Source organism: Lacrimispora sp. BS-2 (assembly GCF_040207125.1).
Classification (GTDB): Bacteria; Bacillota; Clostridia; order Lachnospirales; family Lachnospiraceae; genus Lacrimispora.
In genome coordinates this window covers 1,311,092-1,334,727 of record NZ_CP157940.1, presented here as the reverse complement: position 1 = coordinate 1,334,727, position 23,636 = coordinate 1,311,092, and the positions used below count along the sequence as shown (strand labels likewise).

17 protein-coding genes are annotated in these 23,636 nt (G+C 46.5%); 2 read left to right on the top strand and 15 right to left on the bottom strand.

What is annotated here, in order from left to right; genetic code table 11:
• The 7 genes from def to ABFV83_RS06295 all read right to left on the bottom strand — a co-directional run bounded on the left by def (position 1) and on the right by ABFV83_RS06295 (position 11,318).
• Positions 1 to 492: a peptide deformylase gene (def, locus tag ABFV83_RS06325; RefSeq protein ID WP_349948070.1), complete on the bottom strand. Its 492-nt coding sequence runs from the start codon at positions 490 to 492 to the stop codon at positions 1 to 3.
• 95 nt (positions 493 to 587) lie between these two features.
• Positions 588 to 2,816 carry a primosomal protein N' gene (gene priA, locus ABFV83_RS06320; RefSeq protein WP_349948069.1) on the bottom strand — a complete coding sequence of 743 codons (2,229 nt, stop codon included), beginning with the start codon at positions 2,814 to 2,816 and terminating at the stop codon, positions 588 to 590.
• Positions 2,817 to 2,947: 131 nt separating this feature from the next.
• A complete protein-coding gene (gene murF / locus ABFV83_RS06315) occupies positions 2,948 to 4,318 on the bottom strand; it encodes a UDP-N-acetylmuramoyl-tripeptide--D-alanyl-D-alanine ligase (RefSeq protein ID WP_349948068.1) in 1,371 nt (456 codons plus the stop codon).
• A 197-nt stretch (positions 4,319 to 4,515) separates the two neighbouring features.
• Complete coding sequence (locus tag ABFV83_RS06310; protein WP_349948067.1) at positions 4,516 to 5,991, bottom strand: UDP-N-acetylmuramoyl-L-alanyl-D-glutamate--2,6-diaminopimelate ligase; 1,476 nt, start codon at positions 5,989 to 5,991, stop codon at positions 4,516 to 4,518.
• Between the two features lie 12 nt (positions 5,992 to 6,003).
• Positions 6,004 to 7,674: a formate--tetrahydrofolate ligase gene (locus ABFV83_RS06305; protein ID WP_349948066.1), complete on the bottom strand. Its 1,671-nt coding sequence runs from the start codon at positions 7,672 to 7,674 to the stop codon at positions 6,004 to 6,006.
• Between the two features lie 112 nt (positions 7,675 to 7,786).
• Positions 7,787 to 10,336: a DNA translocase FtsK gene (locus tag ABFV83_RS06300; RefSeq protein WP_349948876.1), complete on the bottom strand. Its 2,550-nt coding sequence runs from the start codon at positions 10,334 to 10,336 to the stop codon at positions 7,787 to 7,789.
• Positions 10,337 to 10,526: 190 nt separating this feature from the next.
• A complete protein-coding gene (locus ABFV83_RS06295) occupies positions 10,527 to 11,318 on the bottom strand; it encodes an ATP-dependent Clp protease proteolytic subunit (protein ID WP_349948065.1) in 792 nt (263 codons plus the stop codon).
• 402 nt (positions 11,319 to 11,720) lie between these two features.
• On the opposite strand from ABFV83_RS06295, the gene ABFV83_RS06290 reads away from it, so the two are divergent.
• Both ABFV83_RS06290 and ABFV83_RS06285 read left to right on the top strand, forming a co-directional pair.
• The gene (locus ABFV83_RS06290; protein WP_349948064.1) at positions 11,721 to 13,052 is read left to right on the top strand and encodes a citrate synthase; all 1,332 of its coding nucleotides are present in this window, start codon (positions 11,721 to 11,723) and stop codon (positions 13,050 to 13,052) included.
• Positions 13,053 to 13,055: 3 nt separating this feature from the next.
• Positions 13,056 to 15,368 (top strand): hydratase, encoded by a 2,313-nt coding sequence (locus tag ABFV83_RS06285; protein ID WP_349948063.1) that lies wholly within the window; start codon positions 13,056 to 13,058, stop codon positions 15,366 to 15,368.
• A gap of 130 nt (positions 15,369 to 15,498) precedes the next feature.
• On the opposite strand, the gene ABFV83_RS06280 is transcribed toward ABFV83_RS06285, so the two are convergent.
• The 8 genes from ABFV83_RS06280 to ABFV83_RS06245 all read right to left on the bottom strand — a co-directional run bounded on the left by ABFV83_RS06280 (position 15,499) and on the right by ABFV83_RS06245 (position 23,558).
• Positions 15,499 to 16,635 (bottom strand): ABC transporter substrate-binding protein, encoded by a 1,137-nt coding sequence (locus ABFV83_RS06280; RefSeq protein WP_349948062.1) that lies wholly within the window; start codon positions 16,633 to 16,635, stop codon positions 15,499 to 15,501.
• Positions 16,636 to 16,671: 36 nt separating this feature from the next.
• Entirely contained in the window at positions 16,672 to 17,415 is a 744-nt protein-coding gene (locus ABFV83_RS06275) for a DUF364 domain-containing protein (protein WP_349948061.1), read from the bottom strand.
• Positions 17,416 to 17,420: 5 nt separating this feature from the next.
• Positions 17,421 to 18,194 carry an ABC transporter ATP-binding protein gene (locus ABFV83_RS06270; protein WP_349948060.1) on the bottom strand — a complete coding sequence of 258 codons (774 nt, stop codon included), beginning with the start codon at positions 18,192 to 18,194 and terminating at the stop codon, positions 17,421 to 17,423.
• Between the two features lie 12 nt (positions 18,195 to 18,206).
• Positions 18,207 to 19,223, bottom strand: coding sequence for an iron ABC transporter permease (locus ABFV83_RS06265; RefSeq protein WP_349948059.1), 1,017 nt, complete (start codon positions 19,221 to 19,223; stop codon positions 18,207 to 18,209).
• Entirely contained in the window at positions 19,198 to 19,836 is a 639-nt protein-coding gene (locus ABFV83_RS06260) for a nucleoside-triphosphatase (protein ID WP_349948058.1), read from the bottom strand. Before ABFV83_RS06260 ends, ABFV83_RS06265 begins: the two co-directional genes overlap by 26 nt.
• On the bottom strand, positions 19,836 to 20,867 hold the full coding sequence (locus ABFV83_RS06255) for an XdhC family protein (RefSeq protein ID WP_349948057.1): 1,032 nt from the start codon (positions 20,865 to 20,867) through the stop codon (positions 19,836 to 19,838). The genes ABFV83_RS06260 and ABFV83_RS06255 overlap by 1 nt, the downstream gene beginning before the upstream one ends.
• On the bottom strand, positions 20,864 to 21,793 hold the full coding sequence (locus ABFV83_RS06250; RefSeq protein ID WP_349948056.1) for an NTP transferase domain-containing protein: 930 nt from the start codon (positions 21,791 to 21,793) through the stop codon (positions 20,864 to 20,866). Before ABFV83_RS06250 ends, ABFV83_RS06255 begins: the two co-directional genes overlap by 4 nt.
• A gap of 163 nt (positions 21,794 to 21,956) precedes the next feature.
• A complete protein-coding gene (locus tag ABFV83_RS06245) occupies positions 21,957 to 23,558 on the bottom strand; it encodes an SH3 domain-containing protein (protein WP_349948055.1) in 1,602 nt (533 codons plus the stop codon).
• Positions 23,559 to 23,636 lie beyond the last annotated feature (78 nt).

The following is a 23,636-nucleotide window of genomic DNA, read 5'->3' as shown; positions in this document are numbered from 1 at the left end:
TTATTCTTCAACCTCTCCTTCTTCCTCATCTAAGGAGACATCCTCCAGCTCGCCTTCCACGATATCTACATAGAGATCACCGTTTAAATGATCGCATTCATGACAGATTGCCCGGGCTAAAAAGCCTTCCCCTTCCAACTCAAAGGGCTCCATAGCAGCATCATAAGCCTTTACTTTTACGTAATCAGGCCTTGTGACTGTACCGGATTTTCCAGGCACGCTAAGGCAGCCTTCCGGCCCGGTCTGGCTTCCCTTTGTCTCTATGATTTCCGGATTAATAAGTACATACTGGTTGCCATCATCTACATCTATGACTACGATCTGTTTTAAAATCCCCACCTGAGAAGCCGCAAGGCCAACTCCGCACGAGTCATACATGGTCTCAAACATATCCACGATCAGTTCGCTGATCCTTGGCGTGATCTCCTTTACAGGCTTGCAGTGCTTTCTTAAAATTTCATCTCCAATGGTTCTGATCTTTCTAATTGCCATTTTCTTTTATCCTCTTTCCTGCCAGTTCTTTATGGTTAAAGCCGGCCCCGCTATATGGGGCGTAAAGAGATGCCCAAAGGGTATATCCTCTTAATTTATGAAAAATCGTATTGGATCATTACCTGATCAAACAGGTGCCCATAGTTTTCTGAAAAACCGTCGATCTGATCCCTGATTTTTATTAGTATATCATAGTTTTCCTGTTTCAAGTATAAAATTTTTCTATAGATATCATTAATTTTGTAAACAGTAGCCTCTACCGGGCCGATGATCTGCACCGCTTCCTGTTCCGCAAGGGGGCCGATAAAACCGGCAGCCGCATCAGCTGCTTCTTTTAAACAGTCCTCCAGTCTGGAAGAAAACTGTACTGTTAACAGGCCGCTTGCCGGAGGATATTTCATCAGACGGCGGTATGCCATTTCCTGCCGGTAAAATGCCTCATAATCCTGATTGGCGGCGGTCACAATGCTGTAGTGCTCCGGACTATAGGTCTGGATGACCACATCACCGTTTCGAAAATCCCGGCCGGCCCTTCCTGCTGCCTGGGTTAAAAGCTGAAAGGTCCGTTCTGCTGACCGGTAGTCCGGAGTATTCAAAGACAGGTCTGCAGCCAGCACTCCCACCAGGGTCACATTTGGAAAATCATGGCCTTTTACGATCATCTGGGTGCCGATAAGGATGTCGGCCTCTCCTTCGGAAAAAGCTGTGAGTATCTCTTCATGTCCTCCCTTTTTTGAGGTGGTGTCCAGATCCATTCGCAGGACTCTGGCAGCCGGGAACATTTTTCTGGTCATTTGTTCAATCTTCTGGGTTCCTACTCCAAAATTAGCAATGTAGGGAGAGCCGCAGGCCGGACAGCGGTCTGGCATGGATATGGAATATCCGCAATAATGGCATACAAGGCGGCTGTTATTATGAAGTGTCAGAGTCACATCACAGTGAGGGCAGCGAATGGCTTCTCCGCAGGAACGGCAGGACACAAAGTTCGCATAGCCGCGCCTGTTGATAAATAACATGGCCTGTTCCCGCTTCTTAAGCCGGTCCTCGATCAGTTCCTTTAAGCTTCTGCTGAAAATGGACTTATTGCCTTCTTTAAGTTCCTGCCTTAAATCCACCACAGATACTGCCGCCAGACGGCTGTTTTTTTTGGCCCTTTCTGTCAGGCGAAAAAGCTGGTATTCTCCCTGAAGAGCTTTTGTATAAGCTTCCAGGGAGGGAGTTGCGGAGCCCAAAACCAAAGATGCCCCCTGCATGGAGGCTCTTTTCACTGCCACCTCCCTGGCATGATATCTTGGAGATACCTCGCTTTTGTAAGCTCCTTCATGCTCTTCGTCTATGAGTATCAGTCCAAGACGGGAAAAGGGAGTAAACAGGGCCGAACGGGGACCGATCATAATATCAATATCCCCGTTTCTTGCCCGTTCAAACTGGTCATACCGTTCCCCTGCCGATAATCTGGAATTGATTATGGACACCCGGTTCCCAAATCTTCCATAGAAACGCAGGACGGTCTGATAAGTCAGGGCTATTTCAGGAATGAGAACAATCACCTGCTTTCTATCCTCTATGACCTTTTGGATCAGTTCCATATAAACCTCTGTCTTGCCGCTTCCTGTAATGCCGTGGATCAGATAGGTTTTTCTTATATCATGGGAATAATCAAGGTAAAAACTGTCTACAATTGCCTGCTGTTCTCCATTTAAAACCACCTTGCTTCTTTCTTTTATTTCTGTTTTAACAGGATTTCTGTAAACCTCTTCACAATCAAGACTTACGTATCCTCTTTCAATAACCGGCTTTAAGGTGGCGGCAGAAAGGTTCATCTGATTAACCGCAATTTCGTATGGAATGGCTGGATTCTCCAAAAGTGCCTGAAAGAGGCGTGCCCTGGCCTTGTATTTCTTTTTTTCCGCTTCCTCCAAGGCATTTAAAAGCTGGGAATGGTCCAAAAGGCTTTTAATCACCTTTTTTTCCCTTGGCTTTACCTTTTGCTTCACAGGAAGCACTGTTTTTAATGCCTGGTTCATGGTGGAGCCATACCGCTCCTTCAGCCACCATGCCAGGGAAATGAGCAGGGATTCTGCCGATACGCCGTCTGTTACGATTCCTGCTATCTCCTTAATTTTATCCGGATCATAATTCGCATGGGAGGCAATGCCCACCACATACCCTTTCCGCATGGAATTTCCTTTTCCAAAAGGAATCAAAACCAGAGAACCTACAGCCACTTCATCAAGAAGCCCGGCCGGAATCCGGTAATCAAAGGTTCTGTCAACTTTTTCATGGGAAATATCAATAATAATCCGGGCAAATCGTTCCGTCATTGTTTTCCTCTTTTCTGCCCACGCTTTTGGGGCATAAAGGTATACTCGAAGAGTGTTTCCTCTTTTCTGTCCACGCCTTTTGGGCATAAAGGTATACCTGCACCATTTGCGTCATGGGCTCTAAAAGGCTGTCAAGGCCGGTAAAACTTTTCCGCAACCTGACCAAGATTCATGCTGTTTGAGCCCTTAAACAACACGCAGTCCCCTTCCTTTAATTCCTCTTTTAAATAAGATACCAGCAGTTCTGGTTCCATGAATTCCTTAACCAGGATATGAGGAGCATATTCCTTCACCGCTCTGGCAATCTCCCCTGCCAGTTCTCCCAAAGTCACCACCTCATATACTGGATGCTCTGCAATGTATTCTCCGATTTCATAATGGTATGACCGCGTTTTTTCTCCCAGTTCCTTCATATCAGCCAATACGGCGATCCTTCGTTCCGCCTTTTTAATAGAACCTAAGACCTCCAGCCCTGCTTTCATGGAAACCGGGCTGGCGTTATATGTATCATCGATGATAGTCATACCGGCTGCATGATAGATCTGCTGCCGGTTCTTAAAACCGGTAAATTTCTGAAGACATTCTGCCGCTTCTTCCATAGGGATACCGCACTCAGAAGCCACTGCAAGGGACACCATGGCATTTAACACATTATGGCTTCCCATTACTGCCAGCCGCAAAGGAACTCTCTTCTGGCCGAAGACTGCCGTAAAGGCCGGAAAGCCTTCCTCCAAATGGACATCGACAGCCCTGTAATCACAATTATCTCCTGTTCCGTAATAAATGGTCTTACAGCCTTCCTTTGCCTTTGTGGTTTTTAAAAGCGGGTCATCCCCATTTAAAAAGAGGATTCCGCCTTCCATTAACCCATCCTGGATAGTCAGTTTTTCCTTGTAGATGTTTTCCTGGGATCCAAGCTGCTCGATATGGGTTACTCCGATATTGGTTATTACGGCCATCTGGATTTTTGCGATCCTGGTAATGACGGTCAGTTCTCCCGGCTCGCTCATTCCCAGTTCAATGACTCCAATTTCAGCCTCCGGTGAAATCTCAGATATGGTAATAGGCACTCCTACCTGGCTGTTGTGGTTTCCAGGAGTTTTATAAACGGAATAACGGGCAGACAGAGCACTGGCAACCATCTCCCTTGTAGTGGTCTTTCCCACGCTTCCCGTGATTCCCACCAGGGGGAGCTTTAAGCAGTCCCTGTAATAGCTTCCAATCGCTTGAAGCGCCTTTTTTGTATCCTCTACCCGGATCCACGGTTTGACAGAGTCCATAGCGTCATGCTCGCTGGTAAGCACGGCCGCTGCTCCATTGTCAAAGGCCTGCCCGATAAAATGGTGGGCATCCTGCCGTTCTCCAATGATGGGAACAAACAGGTCATTCCCCTTCATATTTCTGGAGTCAATGCTGATGTGCTCCAGAACCGTATCCTCATTTCCGCAAAGAAGCTTACCTCCTGTAGCTGAAAGTATTTCCTTTACTGTCATATTTACCATTGCTTCCTCCGTTCCATGTACGCTTCCGGCGCACATTCCTTTCGTCTTTCCTGCCCATGCTTTTTGGGCATAAAGGTATGCCCGAAGGGCGTTCCTCTTTCCTTCCCGTGCTTTTGGGCATACCACCTACCGCGGAAATGCCGAAAGCCGCATATCCTTACGGCTTTCGGCATTTTATTTATCGCTTTGCCTTCCTTTTAAGCTTCCTTTGAAAGCTGGGCATCCACTGCATTTAAGACCTCTTCTCTGTCTGAGAAATGGTGGCGGACTCCGTTTATCTCCTGGTAATCCTCATGCCCCTTTCCTATAATGGCAATCATGTCACCTGGTTCGGCATGAATGATGCTGTAACGGATCGCTTCCCTGCGGTCCGGAATTTCCATGAATTTCCCACCTATCTTTTCAAGGCTTTCACGAATATCTGCGATGATATCTTCCGTTTTTTCGTATCTGGAATTATCCGCGGTGATAATCGTAAGATCTGCCAGGCGTCCGGCGCTGTCTCCCATGGAAATACGCCGGTCCTTGGAACGGTTTCCGCCGCAGCCAAAGACGCAGACAAGGCGCTTTGGGTGATAATCTCTAAGCGTTGAGAGCAGGCTTTCCATGCTGACCGCATTGTGGGCATAATCTACGATTACCGTACATTTTTCAGAAGAATAAACGATTTCCATTCGTCCGTTCACGTTTAAATGTTCCAGTCCATGGCAGATATTCTCTTTCGGAAGCCCTAAAAAACTTAAAACACTGACTGCAGACAAGGCATTGGCAACGTTAAAGCGTCCTGGAATATTCACCCGGACAGATAGCTCACAAGCTCCTTTGATGTCAAATTCCAGTCCGACAAAATCCGGCTGGGCGATGTACCTGACAGCCTCTGCTTTAAAATCCGTGTCCTTTTTCTCCATGGAGAAGGAATAGAGCTTGCAGGAAGCATCCTTTACCACTTCATCCCAATGCTCATCATCCCCATTCATGATCCCCACTTTTGAGCAGCAAAAGATCCGGGATTTGTAAAAAAGATATTCTTCAAAATCCCGGTGCTCATCCGGTCCGATATGATCAGGGGAAATATTGGTAAACAGTCCGTAATCAAAGCAGATTCCATCTACCCGGTGCATTTTAAAGGCCTGGGAGGAAACCTCCATTACCAAATATTCACAGCCTGCTTCCGCCATGCGGCTGAAGGCCTGATGAAGTTCATAGGACTCGGGAGTCGTATTCACCGTAGGCGTAACTTCCTGGCCGATCACAATGCCCGTAGTTCCGATCATTCCCACTTTTTTGCCGCAGGCTTCCAAAACCGTCTTGATCATGTGGGTGGTGGTGGTTTTTCCTTTGGTTCCGGTCACGCCGATCGTCACCATCTTTTCCGCCGGATATCCAAATCTGGCGGCTGATAAAAGAGCCAGCGCCTCTCTTGCATTATGTACGAGAATGGCGGTTACGCCATCCGGGATATCCATCTCTCGTTCTACTACAAGGATTTCCACCCCGGCGTCCACCACCTCTGGTATGAATTCATGGGAGTCGGTTCTCGTGCCTTTCATGCAGACAAATACAACACCTTTTCGTGCCTTTCTGGAGTCATATATGACATCCTCGGCCTCAACGTCCAGGCTGCCCTGCAGCACCTCATATTTTAAGTCTTTTAACCATTCTTTAAACTTCATAAAACCTCCCAATCAGAATAATCCGGTGATTACTCCATCTTCATTTACGTCAATATTATCTGCGGCAGGCTTCTTTGGAAGACCTGGCATGGTCATGATAGCTCCGGTCAGAATGACCACAAATCCTGCTCCGGCGGACACATAAGCATCCCGCACATTAATATCAAAGCCTTCCGGCCTTCCAAGCTTTGTCTGGTCATCGGATAAGGAATACTGTGTCTTTGCCATGCACACAGGAAGGCTGCCAAAGCCCATTTCTTCAAATTTTCTTATGGCTTTTAAAGCTGCCGGAGCATAGGTCACGCCATCTGCGCCGTAGATCTCCCTTGCAATTGCAGCGATCTTATCTTGAAGGCCCATGTCATCACGATAAATGGGCGCAAAATTGCTTTCTTTATTTTCCAGGGTATAAAGTACTTTTTCTGCCAGTTCTATGCCGCCCTCTCCTCCTTTTTCCCAAACCTGGGATAAGGCGAATTCACATCCTCTTTCCTCACAAAACTTTTTAACAAACTGGTGTTCAGCCTCTGTATCTGTGATAAAGGAATTCAGAGTAACAATTACCGGAACGCCGTATTTCATCATATTTTCAATGTGCTTTTCCAGATTGACGATACCTTTTTCAAGAGCAGCCAGGTTTTCATCCTTTAACTGGTCCTTTGGCACTCCGCCGTTGTATTTGAGGGCTCTTACCGTTGCTACCAATACAATGGCGTCAGGCTTTAATCCGGCTTTTCTGCATTTGATGTCAAGGAATTTTTCTGCACCTAAATCCGCGCCAAATCCAGCCTCTGTCACAACAACATCAGCCAGCTTTAACGCCGTTTTCGTCGCGCGTACGCTGTTGCAGCCATGGGCGATGTTTGCAAAAGGACCTCCGTGAACAATGGCGCCGGTGTGCTCCAGGGTCTGTATCAGATTGGGCTTTAAGGCATCCTTTAGCAAAGCCGCCATAGCGCCTACTGCATTTAACTGGGAGGCAGTCACAGGCTCTCCAGCATAATTATATGCTACAATGATCTTTCCCAGCCGTTCTTTTAAATCTTCCATATCATTTGCAAGGCAAAGGATTGCCATGATTTCCGATGCCACCGTAATCACAAAGTGATCCTCTCTCACAAAGCCTTCTGCTTTGGAGCCAAGGCCAACCACAATATTTCTAAGAGCGCGGTCATTCATGTCCAGACAGCGCTTCCAAAGAATCTGACGGGTGTCGACTCCAAGGGCATTGCCTTGGTGGATATGATTGTCTAACAAAGCTGCAAGCAGGTTATTGGCTGAGGTTATGGCATGAAAATCACCGGTAAAATGAAGATTTAAGTCTTCCATGGGCACCACCTGGGCATATCCGCCGCCTGCCGCGCCGCCCTTAATGCCAAAACATGGTCCAAGGGAAGGTTCTCTGAGAGCGATAATCGCCTTTTTATCCATTTTTCCCAATGCCTGACCAAGACCTACAGTAGTTGTGGTCTTTCCTTCCCCTGCGGGAGTGGGATTGATTGCCGTTACAAGAACCAGTCTGCCATCCGGACGGTCCTTTACCCGCTCCCACAGTTCATCAGTCAGTTTTGCCTTATACTTTCCGTAAAGCTCCAGCTCATCCCCACCGATTCCATAGGAAGCAGCCACATCTTTGATAGGAAGCATTTTTGCCTCTTGCGCGATTTCGATATCTGTTTTCATTTTCCAATCCTCCTTTTATGTAAATAACACGGTTCTATATTATTGGAAGCAGCAATGCTTCCGATCATCGGATGGACGGGCTAAAAAGCAACCCTTTTGTCTTCACTTATGTTTAATAACCCTGGGAGAGCATTTCATCGAATTCTTCCATGCTCATCAGTACCTTACGGGGTTTGGTGCCTTCCTCTTCTCCTACCACACCGGCTTCTGCAAGCTGGTCCATGATCCGGGCAGCCCGGTTAAAGCCTATTTTAAACATTCTCTGCAGCATTCCGATGGACGCCTTATCCTTTTCAATGATAAACTTCCCGGCCTGAACGAAATACTCATCCCGGTCATTACCTCCGCCCTTTATCTCTCCGCCTGCAGGCGCGGAAGCGATCATGTTCTCCACTTCCGGATTATAATCTGCTGTAAGCCCCTGCTCCGTTAAGAATTCCACAACCTTGGAGACTTCGGAATCCGATACAAATGCACCCTGAACACGCATTGGTTTTGGGTATCCTGCCGGATAAAACAGCATATCACCTTTTCCAAGAAGCTTCTCCGCTCCGTTCATATCAATAATGGTCCTGGAATCCACTCCGGAAGAAACCGCAAAGGCTACCCTGGATGGAACATTGGCCTTAATAAGACCTGTTATGACGTTGACCGACGGACGCTGGGTTGCAATGACAAGATGAATGCCTGCAGCTCTGGCAAGCTGGGCCAGACGGCAGATGGAATCTTCCACTTCTCCGGGCGCTACCATCATAAGATCCGCAAGCTCGTCGATAATGATGACGATCTGAGGCATCTTTTGGGGCTTATTCTCATCTTCAATGTCTTTTATGCTCTCTACTTTTTTGTTATATCCCTTGATTTCCCTGACATTATACTGGGCAAACTTATTATAACGGTCCGTCATCTCCGCCACCGCCCAGTTAAGAGCTCCAGAAGCCTTTTTCGGGTCAGTGACCACAGGGAGCAGCAAATGGGGAATCCCATTATAAACACTTAATTCCACCACCTTGGGGTCCACCATGATCAGTTTCACATCCTCAGGATCCGCTTTAAAGATAATGCTCATGATCAACGTGTTGATACAGACGGATTTACCGGAACCTGTGGCTCCGGCGATTAATAGATGGGGCATCTTTGCAATGTCAGTGACAACCACCTGTCCGCCGATATCCTTACCCACCGCAAAAGCAATTTTTGAGGAATGCTTCTGAAAGCCGTCCGCCTCCAGAATATCCCGCAGGTATACCATTTGGTTTTCTTTATTGGGCACCTCGATGCCCACCGCCGATTTTCCCGGTATGGGAGCTTCAATTCGGATGTCAGCGGCCGCCAGGCTCAATTTAATATCATCCGCCAGGCTTACGATCTTACTGACCTTTACTCCCTGCTCCGGATGAAGCTCATACCTGGTTACAGAAGGCCCGCAGCTTATATTAGTGACCGTAACTCCGACACCAAAATTCTGAAGAGTCCGCTGAAGCTTGATGGCAGTTTCCTTGTATTCCCGGTCGGAAAAGACCCCTGATTTTCCCTTTTTAAGCAGGGAAAGAGGCGGATACTTATATTCCTTTTTCACAATCTCCTGCTTTTGCCTGATTTCCTGGGTGACACTTAAACCATCTTCCTTTTCCGCTTCTTCCCGCTTCTTTTCTAACTTTTTCTGAAGAGCTTCTGTATCTGTCTCTATCACTTTGCCGGAAGCGGTGACCACCTGTTTTGGCTCTTCTGGAATGGAAAAGGTATCATGTCCTTCCTCAGGATAGAATTCCTCTTCCACGACCTCCATTTCCTTTAAGGTTTTCACTTCTTTCTTCATATATATAGAAGATTCTTCTAATGCCTCTGTAAGCGGAGCTGCTTCCACATCGGGATCAAAGGGAACAATATCCTCTTCATTTTCCGGGACAGGAGAAAAACTGCCACGGAAAACATCAGCAGGATTGGGTTCGTTTGCTTCCGCAGAAGTTACGGCAGACAGCCTGTCTGCCTGGGCCATAATATCATCGGCAAGGCTGTCAGGAACTTCCTCAGCCAGATCTTCCTCATAGCCTTCCTCCTGGGCCGCCACCAGCTTCGTGGCTTCCAGATTGACTCCCCGAAGCTTTTTCTCTTCCAAAAGCTTTTTACGGGCTTCCTGGCGTATTGCATGGATTTCCATGTGCATGTCCACATTATCCCTGGCATGGCGGTATGCCTTTCCGCCTCCCTTTTTCACAATATCTACAAAAGATTTTTCCGTAATGCAGACTGCAGATATAATAAGAAGGACTCCTATCACCAAATAGGCTCCCACAACACCAATGATAGAGGTAAGCCCTCCGGCCAGAAGGCCGCCTATAATGCCGCCGCCTCTTCCGCTTACGGAAGCCTCAAAATAAATATCGGCAAGTCCCATTCCCTCGCCGCCCTTTGTTCCAAAAAGAAGCTGTAAAAATCCACACAAAGAAACCAGCGCCAGTATAAAAGACGCCAGTTTAAAAGCGGCCCTGGGATTTCCCTGGTTGGAGATGTAAAACGCTGTTCCTGCAAACAGCAGCACAGGCGCAACATATCCCACACTTCCAAATATACCAAGCTGTACGCTGCGCAGAAAATCTCCAACCATTCCGCATAAATGAAAGTTACTGAAAAACAGTATGGCCGCAGCCAAAAATGACATAATGATTACGACCTCTGAATGGATAAATTCTGGTTCCGGCAAAACCACATTTTTTTTGGCGGTTGTATTTCTTGTTCTCCCGTTTTTTCCTTTTTTTGCTGTAGTCCGTTTCTTCGTTGTCTCAGGCACAATACTTCCCCCTTCTATCCGTTGGTAACAGTATACAAAAAAATCGGGAGAATTGCAACGTTTAACGGGAAGCAGTTTCCATCAGTTCATATAATTTTTTTAAAGCATCCTTGATTCCGCCCACTTCATTAATCAGGCCTTCTTTTACCGTTTCCTCACCGACCAGCACGGTTCCCAAGTCTCTGGTGAGCATTTCCGTATTCAGCATAAGGCGTTTTAACTGGTCGTAGGCAATTTTTGCATGGCTGGAAACAAAGCTTAAGATCCTGTCCTGTATCATTTCAAAATATTCATAAGTCTGGGAAGCACCGATTACCATTCCCGTCATTCTTACGGGATGAACCATCATGGTTCCGGTTGGTACGATAAAGGAATAATCCGTACAAACTGCTAAGGGAACTCCAATGGAATGGCTTCCTCCAAGAACCAGGGAAACGGTAGGAATGCTTAAGGAAGCGATCATCTCCGCTATTGCAAGGCCTGCATCCACGTCACCGCCGGAAGTATTTAAAAGGACCAAAAGCCCTTCCACAGAATCATCATCTTCAATCTCGGCAAGCTTCGGGAGAATGTGATCATATTTTGTAGCCTTGCTGTTGCCGGATAAATTTTCATGGCCTTCCACCTCCCCGATAATGGAGATCAGATGGATCTTCCGCTTGCCTGCATTATCATCCAGGGTCATCTGGCCATATTCTTCCAGCCTTTCATCCTCTTTCTGTTCAATATCTTTTTCCGTTTTCTTTTCATCAAGATTTTCCTTGCGCGTATTATCGGAAGACTCATTCTGGTTATTCTGTCTTTCCTCTGTTTCTTCGTTCTTCCCGTTATTTCTATCTTGATACTCTCTCACCTTAAAAACCTCCTGTTTTACTGTAAATTTGATGGATTACTCTTTATCCCACGCTTTCCTGGCAGCGTCCGCCCCGCTTTTTCGGGCGTAATGGCACATTTGCAGGGTATTTCCATATGATGTGGAGAAAACCATAAAAATATGCTTGAAAAACTTAAAACAGGATTTTCTGCCTTTCTGTTAAAAACCAGTCTTCATCCTGACGTAATAACAATATTTTGGTTGTGATTGTAACAAGTTATTGACTTTGATACTTTTCCATGTTAAACTACCCAACAACATAAATCAAGTCACGTTCTTGCCAATGGAGGCAGCGCCGGAGAAATCCTTTTGCGCTGCTTTTCTATAAACAGGTACCCGCCTTTATGGCTGTGGCTTAATAAAAAAAGGAGAGATCGTTCCATGAACAACTTTTTTATCGCTCAGACCTTTGGTAAATCCTCTAATTTTACGGATATTCCAAACAATTTATTTAAGGAGCACAATGTAAAAAAAGGGCTCCGCAACGAAGACGGTACCGGAGTCCGGGTGGGCCTGACCCGCGTATCTGATGTAGTCGGCTATGAAATCCAAGACGGAAAAAAGGTCAACGTTCCTGGCAAGCTCTATTACCGGGGAATCGAGATCGGGAACCTGGTAGGCGGAAAGAACAATGAACGCTATGGCTTTGAAGAGACTTCGTTTTTACTCCTTTTTGGCTATCTTCCCTCCAGGAAAGAATTAAGGGAATTCACATCCATTCTTAGCCAGAACTACCTTCTCCCTGATGAGTTCCTGGAAAAAAATATGCTCCGCACCCCTTCCCGTAATTTGATGAACAGCCTTCAGCAAAGCATCCTGGCTCTTTACGATTATGATGAGGAGCCGGATAATGTGGACCCCTATGATACTCTTTTAAAGGGAATCAACATCCTGGCAAAGCTTCCTTCTCTTTCCGTCTATGCATATCAGAGCAAGGTCCATTACTATGACAGAGGCAGTCTGATCATACATTATCCAAAGCCGGAATATTCCATGGCAGAAAACATTCTATACATGCTGCGAAAAGACGGGATTTTTACCGCGCAGGAAGCTGATCTTTTGGATGTGATGCTGATGATCCATGCAGACCATGGCGGCGGAAACAATTCCACCTTTACCAATGTAGTCATATCTTCCACAGGAACCGATATTTATTCGGCCATCTCCGCTTCGATCGGCTCCTTAAAGGGACCAAAGCACGGCGGTGCCAATATATGCTGCAGTGAAATGATCAAGGCCATTGAAAAGGAAATCGGCTTAAAAGCAACGGAAGCCCAGATGAAGGCAGTGATCCACAAGATCCTTTCAAAGGATTTCTATGATAATACCGGCCTTGTATACGGACTTGGCCACGCAGTTTATACGGTTTCCGATCCCAGGGCGGATCTGTTAAAGGTCTGCTGCGAAAAGCTTGCCAAACAGAAAAACAGGGAAGATGAATATGAGTTCCTTACAAAGTTTGAAAAGGTGGCCAAAGCTTGTCTGGCGGTCAACGGAAAACCACTGTCAAACAATGTAGACTTCTATAGTGGTTTCGCTTATAATATGTTACAGATACCGGAAGATATGTATACGCCTCTGTTTGTCTGCTCACGTATGGCAGGCTGGCTGGCGCATAATATCGAAAACAAGCTGTATGATGGAAGAATCATGCGTCCGGCGACAAAATACGTAGGAGAAACTGTTTCCTACAAAAAAAGAGAGGAAAGATAGCATATGGTAAAATTGTATGACGGCGGGGCCTATCTTGTTCATGGAACCAGGCTGGTTCCGGAACAGGAAACATTAAAAATGGCCGCCCTTACAGGAAAAGCTGCAGATAAGACTGAGGCAAAAAAGGGTACCATCGCCTACTCCATTCTAAAAGAGCACAATACTTCTGATAACATGGATCATTTAAAGCTCCGGTTTGATTCCATGGCCTCCCATGATATTACATTTGTAGGAATTATCCAGACAGCCCGTGCATCAGGGCTTGAAGAATTTCCTATTCCATACATTATGACCAACTGCCATAACTCCTTATGCGCAGTCGGCGGCACCATTAACGAGGATGACCACGTATTCGGGCTTTCCGCTGCAAAAAAATACGGCGGGATCTTTGTTCCGCCACATATTGCGGTCATCCATCAGTACATGAGGGAGATGATGGCCGGCTGCGGGCGCATGATCCTTGGCTCTGACAGCCATACCCGGTATGGAGCTTTGGGGACCATGGCCATCGGAGAAGGAGGCGGAGAACTGGTAAAACAGCTTCTTTGTGATACCTATGATGTGGCATATCCAGACGTTGTGGCTATTTATCTTACGGGAAGCCCTGCTCCTTCTGTGGGTCCTCACGATGTGGCCCTGGCCATTATCGGAGCGGTCTTTAAAAGTGGCTATGTAAAAAACAAGATCATGGAATTCGTAGGGCCCGGGGTATCTTCCATGGATACGGACTATCGGAACGGCGTGGATGTCATGACAACGGAAACTACCTGCCTTTCCTCTATCTGGAGAACCGATGAGGATACAAAGTCCTATTTGAACCTCCATGGACGGGGGGAGGCTTACAAGGAGTTAAATCCCGGGGAAGTGGCCTACTACGACGGGGTGGTTTATGTGGACCTAAGCACCATAAGGCCAATGATCGCACTGCCCTTCCATCCAAGCAACACCTATGAGATCGATGAATTAAATGAAAACCTTGGGGACATTCTCCGGACTGTGGAAAAGGAAGCAGCACGCATTGTGGGAAGCTCCAAGGCAAGCCTTTCCCTGACTGAAAAGATCGTAGATGGAAAGCTGATGGTCCAGCAGGGAGTGATCGCAGGCTGCGCCGGAGGCAACTACTCCAACGTCATGGCTGCAGCCCATATTCTGACCGGCAAGGACTGCGGAAATGACATCTTCAATTTATCCGTATACCCTTCCTCCCAGCCTGTTTATATGGATCTGGTGAAAAAAGGAGCGATCTCCGAACTGATGGCAGCCGGCGCTACTGTCAGGACGGCCTTCTGCGGCCCATGCTTTGGCGCAGGAGATACGCCTTCCAACAATTCCTTAAGCATCCGCCATACCACAAGAAACTTCCCCAACCGGGAAGGCTCCAAGCCGGGCAGCGGACAGATTTCCTGTGTCGCCCTTATGGATGCCCGCTCCATTGCGGCAACGGCGGCAAACGGCGGCTATCTCACCTCCGCAGAAGGCTATGGAGAGGATTACCAGGTTCCTGCCTATGAATTTGATCTATCTTCCTACGAAAGACGGGTGTACCAGGGATTCGGAAAGGCTCAGCCGGAGGTTCCCCTGATTTACGGGCCAAACATCAAAGACTGGCCGGCTATGAGTGCCCTGACGGAAAACATCCTGTTACGGGTATGTTCAAAGATCATGGATCCGGTCACTACCACGGATGAACTGATCCCTTCCGGAGAAACCTCTTCCTACCGTTCCAATCCTCTCGGCCTTGCGGAATTTACTTTATCCCGCCGCGATCCGGAATATGTGGGACGTTCAAAGAAGGTAAATGAGCTGGAACAGGCAAGAAAAGCCGGAACTTCTCCCTTAGAGGCTGATCAGTCACTGGAAGCTGCATTTAAGGCCCTGACCACTTACTTAAACCAGCCGGAATTAAAGGCAGAAGAAACAGCCATCGGAAGCATGGTCTACGCAGTAAAGCCAGGGGATGGCTCTGCCCGTGAGCAGGCAGCCAGCTGCCAGAGAGTATTGGGCGGCCTTGCTAATATTGCAAAAGAGTATGCCACCAAACGCTACCGTTCCAATGTTATGAACTGGGGAATGCTTCCCTTCCTCCTTGATGAACAACCCGATTTTGAAATAGGAGATTTTATCTATGTGCCTGGAATCCGCACTGCCCTTGACGGGGATATGAAGCATATTCCAGCCTATGTGGTAAAAAATAAAGAAGGAAATCCGATTCATGAGATAGAACTGCACATTGCTGAAATGACCCCGGAAGAACGGGAAATCGTAAAGGCCGGATGTCTGATCAACTATAATAGAAATAAAAATAAACAGCAGTAATTTTAACCGGATCAGGCAGGGCGGCAGAGGGGCTGCACCATTGATCATTGCGAATATTCACCTGACTATAATAATCCCCCGGACGTGGAGCTGGCGTAAAAGCCAGATCCGCGTCCGGGGGATATATTTTTTATTTTAAGATTTTTTCCAACTGTGAACCCTCAAGAGCTACATGATAAAACAGTTCGTAGAAATCCTTTACTTCCTGTTTTATATCAACATCATACTGCTCCGGATATACAAGATTGCCCAGCCACAGAATCCCGATCATCCGGTTAACAGAAGGCGGACTGCTCATAAAGCTATATGGAACGGAAGGGATCTGATAAACCTTCCCCTCTTTCACTGCATTTAATTCTGCCCAGACCTTATCTGTTGTTATGGTTTGGTACAGGGCCTCAGAATCTGCAATGATAATATCCGGCTGCCACAGAAGAAGCTGTTCAAAGGATACTTCACTTCCGCCGCCGCTTGATACCTTTTCAACCTTGGCTGCATTTTCCGCTCCGATCTGTTCGATGACCCGGGCATGAATGGAACCCTCTGCATTGGTATGAAGACCATCGTCTCCAGCAGCATAATAAACCGATTTCTTTTCTGCTATCTGCTCCTTGGCTGTTTCGGATTTTTTCAGTATGTTATTGCAATAGTCCGCCAGTTTTTTTGCCTGATCAGTTTCTCCGGTAAGCTCTCCCAGCTTTTCATAAGCAGAACTCATGGTATCTAAATCTGCCTCGATAAAGATGACTGGCATGTTTAGCTGTTCCTGAAGGGCATCCATATCCTCTTTTACGGTTTTTTTCGCTTCTCCGATATCAATGATTACATCCGGACTTTCTGCAATAAGTGCCTCCATGTTAAGGTTTGCATTCTTCCCATAAAACTGGCCGAATTTGGGAAGTCCCCAATATTTCTCATCAATATACTGTTTTGCACCTTCAGAAAAATCAGAAGCAAGTCCGGACAGCTTATCCGGACAAATGGTATAAAGCACAATCTGTGCCAAAGGCCCGGAAGGAGCAATCTTGTTAATTTCCTTTGGCAGCGTAACTTCTCTTCCTGCTGAATCCGTAAACACTCTGGTGTCTGACTGCCCCCCTGTTTCGCCCGCCTTTTCTGTTTCTGCCTGAGTTTCTGCATTTACAGGCGCAGTTGACTCTGCCTGGCTGGCAGGAACCTCCTTACCTCTTTCTTTCTGGCAGCCATTTGCCAGTACCGCAACAGCAAGGAATGCGGCCAGTACCAGCCCTTTTCTCGTTTTTTTCATATAATCTCCCTTTTCCGCCGCTTTTGCGGCTTATATTTATTTTTTGGAAAGCCTTACCGGCAGACCGGAACGGATTACCGCCTTGTGCTCTCCTTTTTTCACAAATTCCTCTGTAAGCTTTTTATCTGTAATAAGAGTACCTGCCAGCTCCCACACGCCAAAATCAAAAAGGGCAGGTGCGAGAGCCACACTGGGCCCCACTAATATGACTTTAGCATTCCTCGACAACTCTAAAAGTCTTGGAAGGGTTTTATTAACCAGGGTAAATCCAGTGACAAAAACATAGTCTCTATCTGAAAGTACATATTCACAGGCACTGTCCGGATAATCCCCATCCATTGGGCTGCGCTCCAGGATCACGCAGGATTCTGCTTCTTTCAAATATTTCTCAGCAAAGCAGAAATGTCCAATGGTGGCCACCTTTTTTCCTTTGATATCCTCACCATAAGCCATAAAAGCATCTTCCTCAGACAACTGTCTGATTACGCCTTCCCTTTCCAGCCTGCTGATCCGGTCCGGCTGATTATAATAAGCATTTACCGCTGCTGCACCTATGCTGGCCTCTGTAAAATTCCATGATTTTATCAGCCCTGCAGCTTCCTTCCATGACATGTCCAGAATGTTTTTTTTACTTCTTGGAATGGTCTGAAGCTGATTTGTCGCTGCTCCGCCAGTATATCCGCAGACAGTCACTGAAGTCCACTGGATTCCGACAAAATAATCTTCTATCTTTACGTCATCTGGTATTGGTTCTATCAGACGATCATATATTTCCCACATACTCATCACCTTCCCCCAGGCATACACACCTTTTTTCCGCTTTTTAAATCTTCATAGATCTCAATGGGCACCTTGTATACGCCTTCCAAAAGTTCTTTTGTCAAGATCTTCTCCGGCTCACCCAAAGCCGTTATCTTTCCATCCATCATCACCAGTGCTTTATGGGCAAAATGAAAGACATGCTCCGGATTATGGGTTGATTGCACAATCAGATATCCTTTTTCTGACAAGTTCCGCAGTTCCTCCATGACACGGATCTGGTTGCCGTAATCTAAGCTGGAACAGGGTTCATCCATAACAAGTATTTTTGCCTCCTGGGCGATGGCCCTTGCAATCAGCACAAGCTGCTGTTCTCCGCCGCTGATCTGTCCGAATATACGGTCCTTAAGACCGTCGATCTTTAAAAGCTTCAGAGCATTCAATGCCCTGTCCTTTTCTTTTTGCCCCGGACCCGCAAAACGGGGCAGGGAGGCAGTTGTTCCCATGAGCACCATATCCAGAACCGAAAAAGAAAATGCAGTATCGTGGTTCTGGGGTATATAGGCGATCCTTCCGGCCAATTCCCGTTCTGAAAAGTGCCGGCGTTCTCTTCCATCGATCAGAATCTCTCCCTTGTATCCCTTTAATAGACCTAATATGCAGCGAAAAAGCGTACTCTTTCCTGCACCGTTTTTTCCAAGAACGCAGACCAACTCTCCCTTGTTGAATGAAAAATCGATCCCCTTTAATACCGGAAAACAGTGATAGCCGAATTCCAGATTTTTAACTGTCAGCTCCATATCTCCCCTCCTCTATAACCGGTTTCCTTCCCGCAAAATAAGATACAAAAAGAACGGAGCACCAACAAATGCAGTCAAAATGCCGATGGGGATCTCACTGGTAGCCAAAAGCCTTGCAAAATTATCCACGATCAACAGAAAACTGCCCCCCATAAGCAGAGAGGCCGGCAATAGCCTGCGGTAATCGCTTCCTACCAGCATTCTGGCAAAATGAGGGATTACCAGTCCCACCCAGCCGATATGCCCGCTGACCGAAACTGCTGCTGAGGTAATTAAAGTTGCGCTGACTACAATGATAAAACGGAGCCTCCCGGCATTGATCCCCATGCTCCTCGCTTCATCTTCACCAAGACTTAAAACATTGATCCGCCACCGGAGAAGATAAATCGGAAGGATTCCCATCAGGATCCATGGTGCGGCAAACATAACGTCCTTCTGCCGGATGGATGCCAGGCTTCCCATAAGCCAATAGGTAATGACAGGTAGGGTATTGGTCGGATCCGCCACCAGTTTTAAAAAAGAAACTGCTGCGGAAGCAAGGGAGCTTACCATCATACCGGACAGCACAAGTCCCAGTACAGGATTATACTTTACCCGGCTGCTGACAAGACAGACAATCCCTACGGCACCAAGACCAAAAAGAAAGGCGTTGATTGTTACTCCGTTATATCCCAGTGAAAAAAACAATCCCAGGGCAGCACCTAATCCTGCGCCAGAGGATGCACCCAGAACGTCCGGCGAAACCATGGGGTTTTTAAAAATCCCCTGATAAGCGGCGCCTGCACAGGACAATCCTCCTCCGATCAATGCTGCCATAAAAACTCTTGGAAGACGGACCTGAAAAACAACAGTCTCTGCCTGGGCAGGCCAGGTGGTCTTTATGGGAAAAATTGCTGAAAGAAGGATCTTTAAGAGCGTGTCCGGGTATACCGGGTATCGTCCAAGCAAAAAGGAACCCAAAAAGCAGACAATAAATAAGAGCACTATGATTCCAAAACGTCTTTTATAAATCCAGTCCCTTTCTACCATGCGTTTCCTTTCCTTCCTTTTCCGTACATTCTCTCAAAAATTCCATAATTTCCGCCCGAATGTATTCTTTTTTTTCGCGATCAAATGTTAGAATTCGTCCATTTGACCGTTTTCCAAGCTTTTCTTCCAAATCACGAAGAAGCTTGTCCGGATCCGGCTCTGTGGGAACTCTGGTTCTCATGGCCTCCAGATTTTTCTGGCTTTTCAAAACTCCGATACAGGGTACCTGACTGTCAATACAGCAAAGAACTTCCTCCATAAATTCCGGCGCAAAAAGCTCCACCCCGCCTATTTCATCCAGAAGGCAAAGCCCGCTTTGAGCGGACGAACGCAGAATTTCTATCCCATGTGTTTCAAAAAACTGAAGATTTTTTTGAAATCCATTTTCAGCCCATTCAATAAAAACATTGGTCATTCCTTTTTTATAGGCAGCCGCAGGAACCCATTCTTCCTCTGCCGGGACCATACGAAATCCCATGGTCTTTCCATCTTCACTTAACAAACGCTGGGAATAAAACCCTCCAATCATCCGGTGCCAGGGTTCTAAGCATTCAAAAAGCAAGGTTGTCTTTCCTTCTCCGGAATCACCTTTTAAAAACAGAAATTTCCCCATTATTTTTTTCGCCCTTCCCGCAGAGCTCTGACAGCAATCAGTTCTCCTGCCACGCTGATGGCGATTTCAGCAGGTGTTTCCGCATAGATTTCCAGGCCGATGGGGCTGTGACAGCTGTCGATCTGTTCTCTGGTAACGCCGTCTGCCATAAGCTTTTCGGCTAAAGTTTCCAGTTTCCTGCGGCTGCCAATTACACCGACATAGCAGGCATTTTTCGTAAGGACCTGTCTTTGAACAACGTAATCCGACTGGTGTCCCCTGGTCATGACGCAGACATAATCACATTCCCTTAATTCAAGGTCGTCAAAAATCCTTTCATAATCCCCTACAATGGTCTTCTCTGCCTGAGGAAACAGCTTTTCATTGGCAAATTCCGGCCGGTCATCAAAAACGGTACACCGGAAACCTACGTGTGCCAGAACAGGGACCAATTCCTGTGCCACATGTCCGCCTCCGAAAATATAGACGCCCCCGGCCCGGACCAGAGGCTCGCTGTAATACTTACGCTCACCGAAGTCTTTTTGAACCGCTTTATGTTGAAGGAGAAGTTTTCTATCCTCTTCGTCAATTCCCTTTATTCCTGTAAATCCCGCTGATTTGCTGTAGATGTCAAGCCCCCATGTGGTTTCGTTGGTAATATCCATAATAAGCCAGCTGTCTTCATCTTTGTCATAGGCTTCTTCTATCTTCCTGCATAAGTCCTTAAATTCCTGATTTTCATGATCCAGATACTGGAAGTAAACCACCACATCACCACCGCAGATCATTCCCAGATCAGCTACCTGCTCCTTCCCCAGTACAAAGCTGTGCAGATAGGATGCCTTTTCCTCAATCGCTTTTTGTGATCTTTGGATGGACCGGTATTCCACCGCTCCGCCTCCGATGGTTCCTTCCGTGGTCCCGTCCCGTCTTACCAGCATATGGGACCCTGCGCCTCTGGGAGTGGAACCAGAACTTGCAATAATGGTTACTAACACTCCGTCTTCGCCTTTTTCCAGTGTATCCAGAACCGTTTTAAACAGCTTTCTCATTTCAATACCCCCTCAAAATATTTCATAAACAGTTCTTCTGTTTTTTCATTTAATTCTTTTTCCATGCTTAAGAACCGGTTCAGAAAATCCTTTGTTTTAGGTGTGAGCTGGGAAAATCCTCCCTCTGCTCCGCCTGACCGGGTGATCAAAAGAGGATATCCAAGCTGCTTTTCTGCCTCTTTTATGATTTTCCAACCTTTGCTGTAAGACATGTTCATCTGCCTGCAAGCCGTCTGCATGGAACCGTTATGCTCAATCAGCACCAAAAACTGGGCAATCCCCGGCCCAAAAAAAATCTCGTCACATTCCAGAAACAGATTTGCAGTGGGGTGCATGGATGCCTGTCCCGTATCACGGCTTTCTCCATAGGCCTCATCCGTTTCCATGGACTCTATGATTCCTTTATCATCAACTGGGATTTCTTCAATTAAGACATCTGCTTCCAGCTGCTTAAAAGCTCCCCGCAGCCCTTGTCTTCCATTGTATGACAGGATGGAGGGGATCAGCTCCTTGCTGATCATAATCGGATGGCCTCTGCGGCCGTCAAAGACCGGACAAGCGGCCAGCTGGCTGCTGTTCATAACTTTTTTAATGGTTTCCGGCAGAAGCATGGGGAATTTTGCCGGAAGAATAAGAACCCGGCCGCACAGATCCTCAATGTAATTGAGGCCTGTACAAATGCTGTCAAACATCTGGGTATTTTCATAATTCTCATTTCTGAGGCATATCACTCTTAGCTTGGAAATGTGTTTTTCCAATTCCTTTGCATCTTTTCCGGTTATGACCACGATCGGATCTACACCGGACCTCTTTAACGTCATGATTATTCGTCTAATAACGGTTGTACCGCCAATAGGCATCAATGGTTTAAATGTACTGGTGGCACTTTTATGCCCCGCCGCAAAAATGACCGCACCTGTTTTCATACCGGATCCCGCCTTTCCGTTATATTTTTAGAAATATAACGGTTGTACTTATTATAATCCTTTTTCCAGAATTTGTAAACAAGAGAAAAATTTAAAAGCAAAAAAACTCCCGAATTGAAATTTAATCAGAACATCAATTAAATTTCAATCCGGGAGTCTTAAGTTAATCACCGATCATATTTCGTATCTTTACCGGTGTGCGGTAATTCCATGTAGAAATTTTAATGCCGCTCCGCCTGCTGGCCGCATGTACGATCTGCCCGTTGCCGATATACATGGCAACATGGTTTATGGTTCCTCTGCTGTCTGCATAAAAGATCAGATCACCAGGTTTCATTTCCCCTGACTTCACTGCTTTTCCCATACCGGCCTGAGAACCGGAATAATGAGGCAGTCTAATGCCAAAATTAGCGTAAACAGACATGGTAAATCCGGAACAGTCCGCCCCTTTGGTCAGGCTGGTTCCGCCCCAAACATATGGATTTCCCAAAAACTGCAGGGCATAATTGACGATCTGGGTCCTTAATGATGCCTGTGCATTGGCTTTTTCCTCCAGAGGAGAAAATTTGATTGCCTCAGGAAGAGCATACCGGACATCAACGAAATCTGTGGATACATAGGCGCTGCTGTTTTCCTCCAGCTCGATCTGTATCCAGCCGTCAATCTGCTTTAAAACAGGATACCGTTCGTTGTTGGATATCTGGGTCCATATCTTTGAGTCAGTAGAAGGTTCGGACCTGGCGTTTAACATATCCGTGTCGACGATGGCCATAAGCTCTGCCACCTGCAGGGCCTCATCCTTTGCCGCCTGTCCTGTCAGGATATAATCGGACTTCACATAGCCCGTAATCTTACCGGACTGAATCTTATACCATCCGTCATCTGTTTTCTCTAAAATATTTCCCGCGGCTTTGCTTGGCATCTTTGCAATGACCTTGCCTTTTTCGTTAGGTTCTTCTCTCACGTTCAAATAATTATCCACGTCGGAAATACCGATATTCTTATAGAGGTTGAATATCATAGCCTTTAAATCCAGTTTTCTCGCCTCATTCAGTCCATACTCCAGTTCAACATAATCCGCTGATAAATACCCGGAAGGAACCTGCACCCAGCCATCTGTCTGTCCTAATACCTCATACCGCTCATTTAAAAGAGCCTGTCCCACCACATCCGAACTGGTGGATGGTTCTTTCCTGATGTTCATGCTGTCGGTCTGAACAACAGCTCTCAGCTTTACCAGATCCATTGCTTTCTTTTTTGCATCTTCCCCTGTTAAAACAAATTCGGAATTTATATATCCTTCAATTCCGCCGGAAGATATTTTGTACCAGCCGGAATCTGTCTTTTCCAGGATATCACAGGCACTGTCTCCCTGGAGCTTTCCGATTACATCCTCCTCAGTACCCGGTGCTTTTCTCACGTTTAAATATCCTGATACCTGGATGATTCCTAAATTATTGTAAGAATTTACTACCTTTTCTTTTTCTTCTTTTTCCTTTGCTGCCTGGGCCTTGGACTCAGCTTCTGCGTTCAAGCCTGCTGATTCCTCCATTTTTATTGCATAAGCCTCAGATGCGGTAGCAAGCCCTGCCGGTTTTGCAAAGATGTGATTCTTTACTGCGATTCCCAACGCTGAAATGGCTGCCACACAAAGAACCGACGCGCCTCCCAGTACCAAAAGTTTCTTATAATCATTCTTACTACGTTTTTTTCTGGCCTTATCCAAACGGATTATATAATCTTTTTTCTCGTTGTTGTTTTCCATCCTGTACTTTCTCTCCATCTTTCTGTATTCTATTGGAAAGCCGATTCAGACTATGAGCATATCTGTCTAAGTATAGCA

What these genes read in the sequence shown, in the direction of transcription:
- def (WP_349948070.1), bottom strand. Translation starts at nt 492, where the DNA reads ATGGCAATTAGAAAGATCAGAACCATTGGAGATGAAATTTTAAGAAAG.
- priA (WP_349948069.1), bottom strand. Translation starts at nt 2,816, where the DNA reads ATGACGGAACGATTTGCCCGGATTATTATTGATATTTCCCATGAAAAA.
- murF (WP_349948068.1), bottom strand. Translation starts at nt 4,318, where the DNA reads ATGGTAAATATGACAGTAAAGGAAATACTTTCAGCTACAGGAGGTAAG.
- ABFV83_RS06310 (WP_349948067.1), bottom strand. Translation starts at nt 5,991, where the DNA reads ATGAAGTTTAAAGAATGGTTAAAAGACTTAAAATATGAGGTGCTGCAG.
- ABFV83_RS06305 (WP_349948066.1), bottom strand. Translation starts at nt 7,674, where the DNA reads ATGAAAACAGATATCGAAATCGCGCAAGAGGCAAAAATGCTTCCTATC.
- ABFV83_RS06300 (WP_349948876.1), bottom strand. Translation starts at nt 10,336, where the DNA reads ATGTCATTTTTGGCTGCGGCCATACTGTTTTTCAGTAACTTTCATTTA.
- ABFV83_RS06290 (WP_349948064.1), top strand. Translation starts at nt 11,721, where the DNA reads ATGAACAACTTTTTTATCGCTCAGACCTTTGGTAAATCCTCTAATTTT.
- ABFV83_RS06285 (WP_349948063.1), top strand. Translation starts at nt 13,056, where the DNA reads ATGGTAAAATTGTATGACGGCGGGGCCTATCTTGTTCATGGAACCAGG.
- ABFV83_RS06280 (WP_349948062.1), bottom strand. Translation starts at nt 16,635, where the DNA reads ATGAAAAAAACGAGAAAAGGGCTGGTACTGGCCGCATTCCTTGCTGTT.
- ABFV83_RS06275 (WP_349948061.1), bottom strand. Translation starts at nt 17,415, where the DNA reads ATGTGGGAAATATATGATCGTCTGATAGAACCAATACCAGATGACGTA.
- ABFV83_RS06270 (WP_349948060.1), bottom strand. Translation starts at nt 18,194, where the DNA reads ATGGAGCTGACAGTTAAAAATCTGGAATTCGGCTATCACTGTTTTCCG.
- ABFV83_RS06265 (WP_349948059.1), bottom strand. Translation starts at nt 19,223, where the DNA reads ATGGTAGAAAGGGACTGGATTTATAAAAGACGTTTTGGAATCATAGTG.
- ABFV83_RS06260 (WP_349948058.1), bottom strand. Translation starts at nt 19,836, where the DNA reads ATGGGGAAATTTCTGTTTTTAAAAGGTGATTCCGGAGAAGGAAAGACA.
- ABFV83_RS06255 (WP_349948057.1), bottom strand. Translation starts at nt 20,867, where the DNA reads ATGAGAAAGCTGTTTAAAACGGTTCTGGATACACTGGAAAAAGGCGAA.
- ABFV83_RS06250 (WP_349948056.1), bottom strand. Translation starts at nt 21,793, where the DNA reads ATGAAAACAGGTGCGGTCATTTTTGCGGCGGGGCATAAAAGTGCCACC.
- ABFV83_RS06245 (WP_349948055.1), bottom strand. Translation starts at nt 23,558, where the DNA reads ATGGAAAACAACAACGAGAAAAAAGATTATATAATCCGTTTGGATAAG.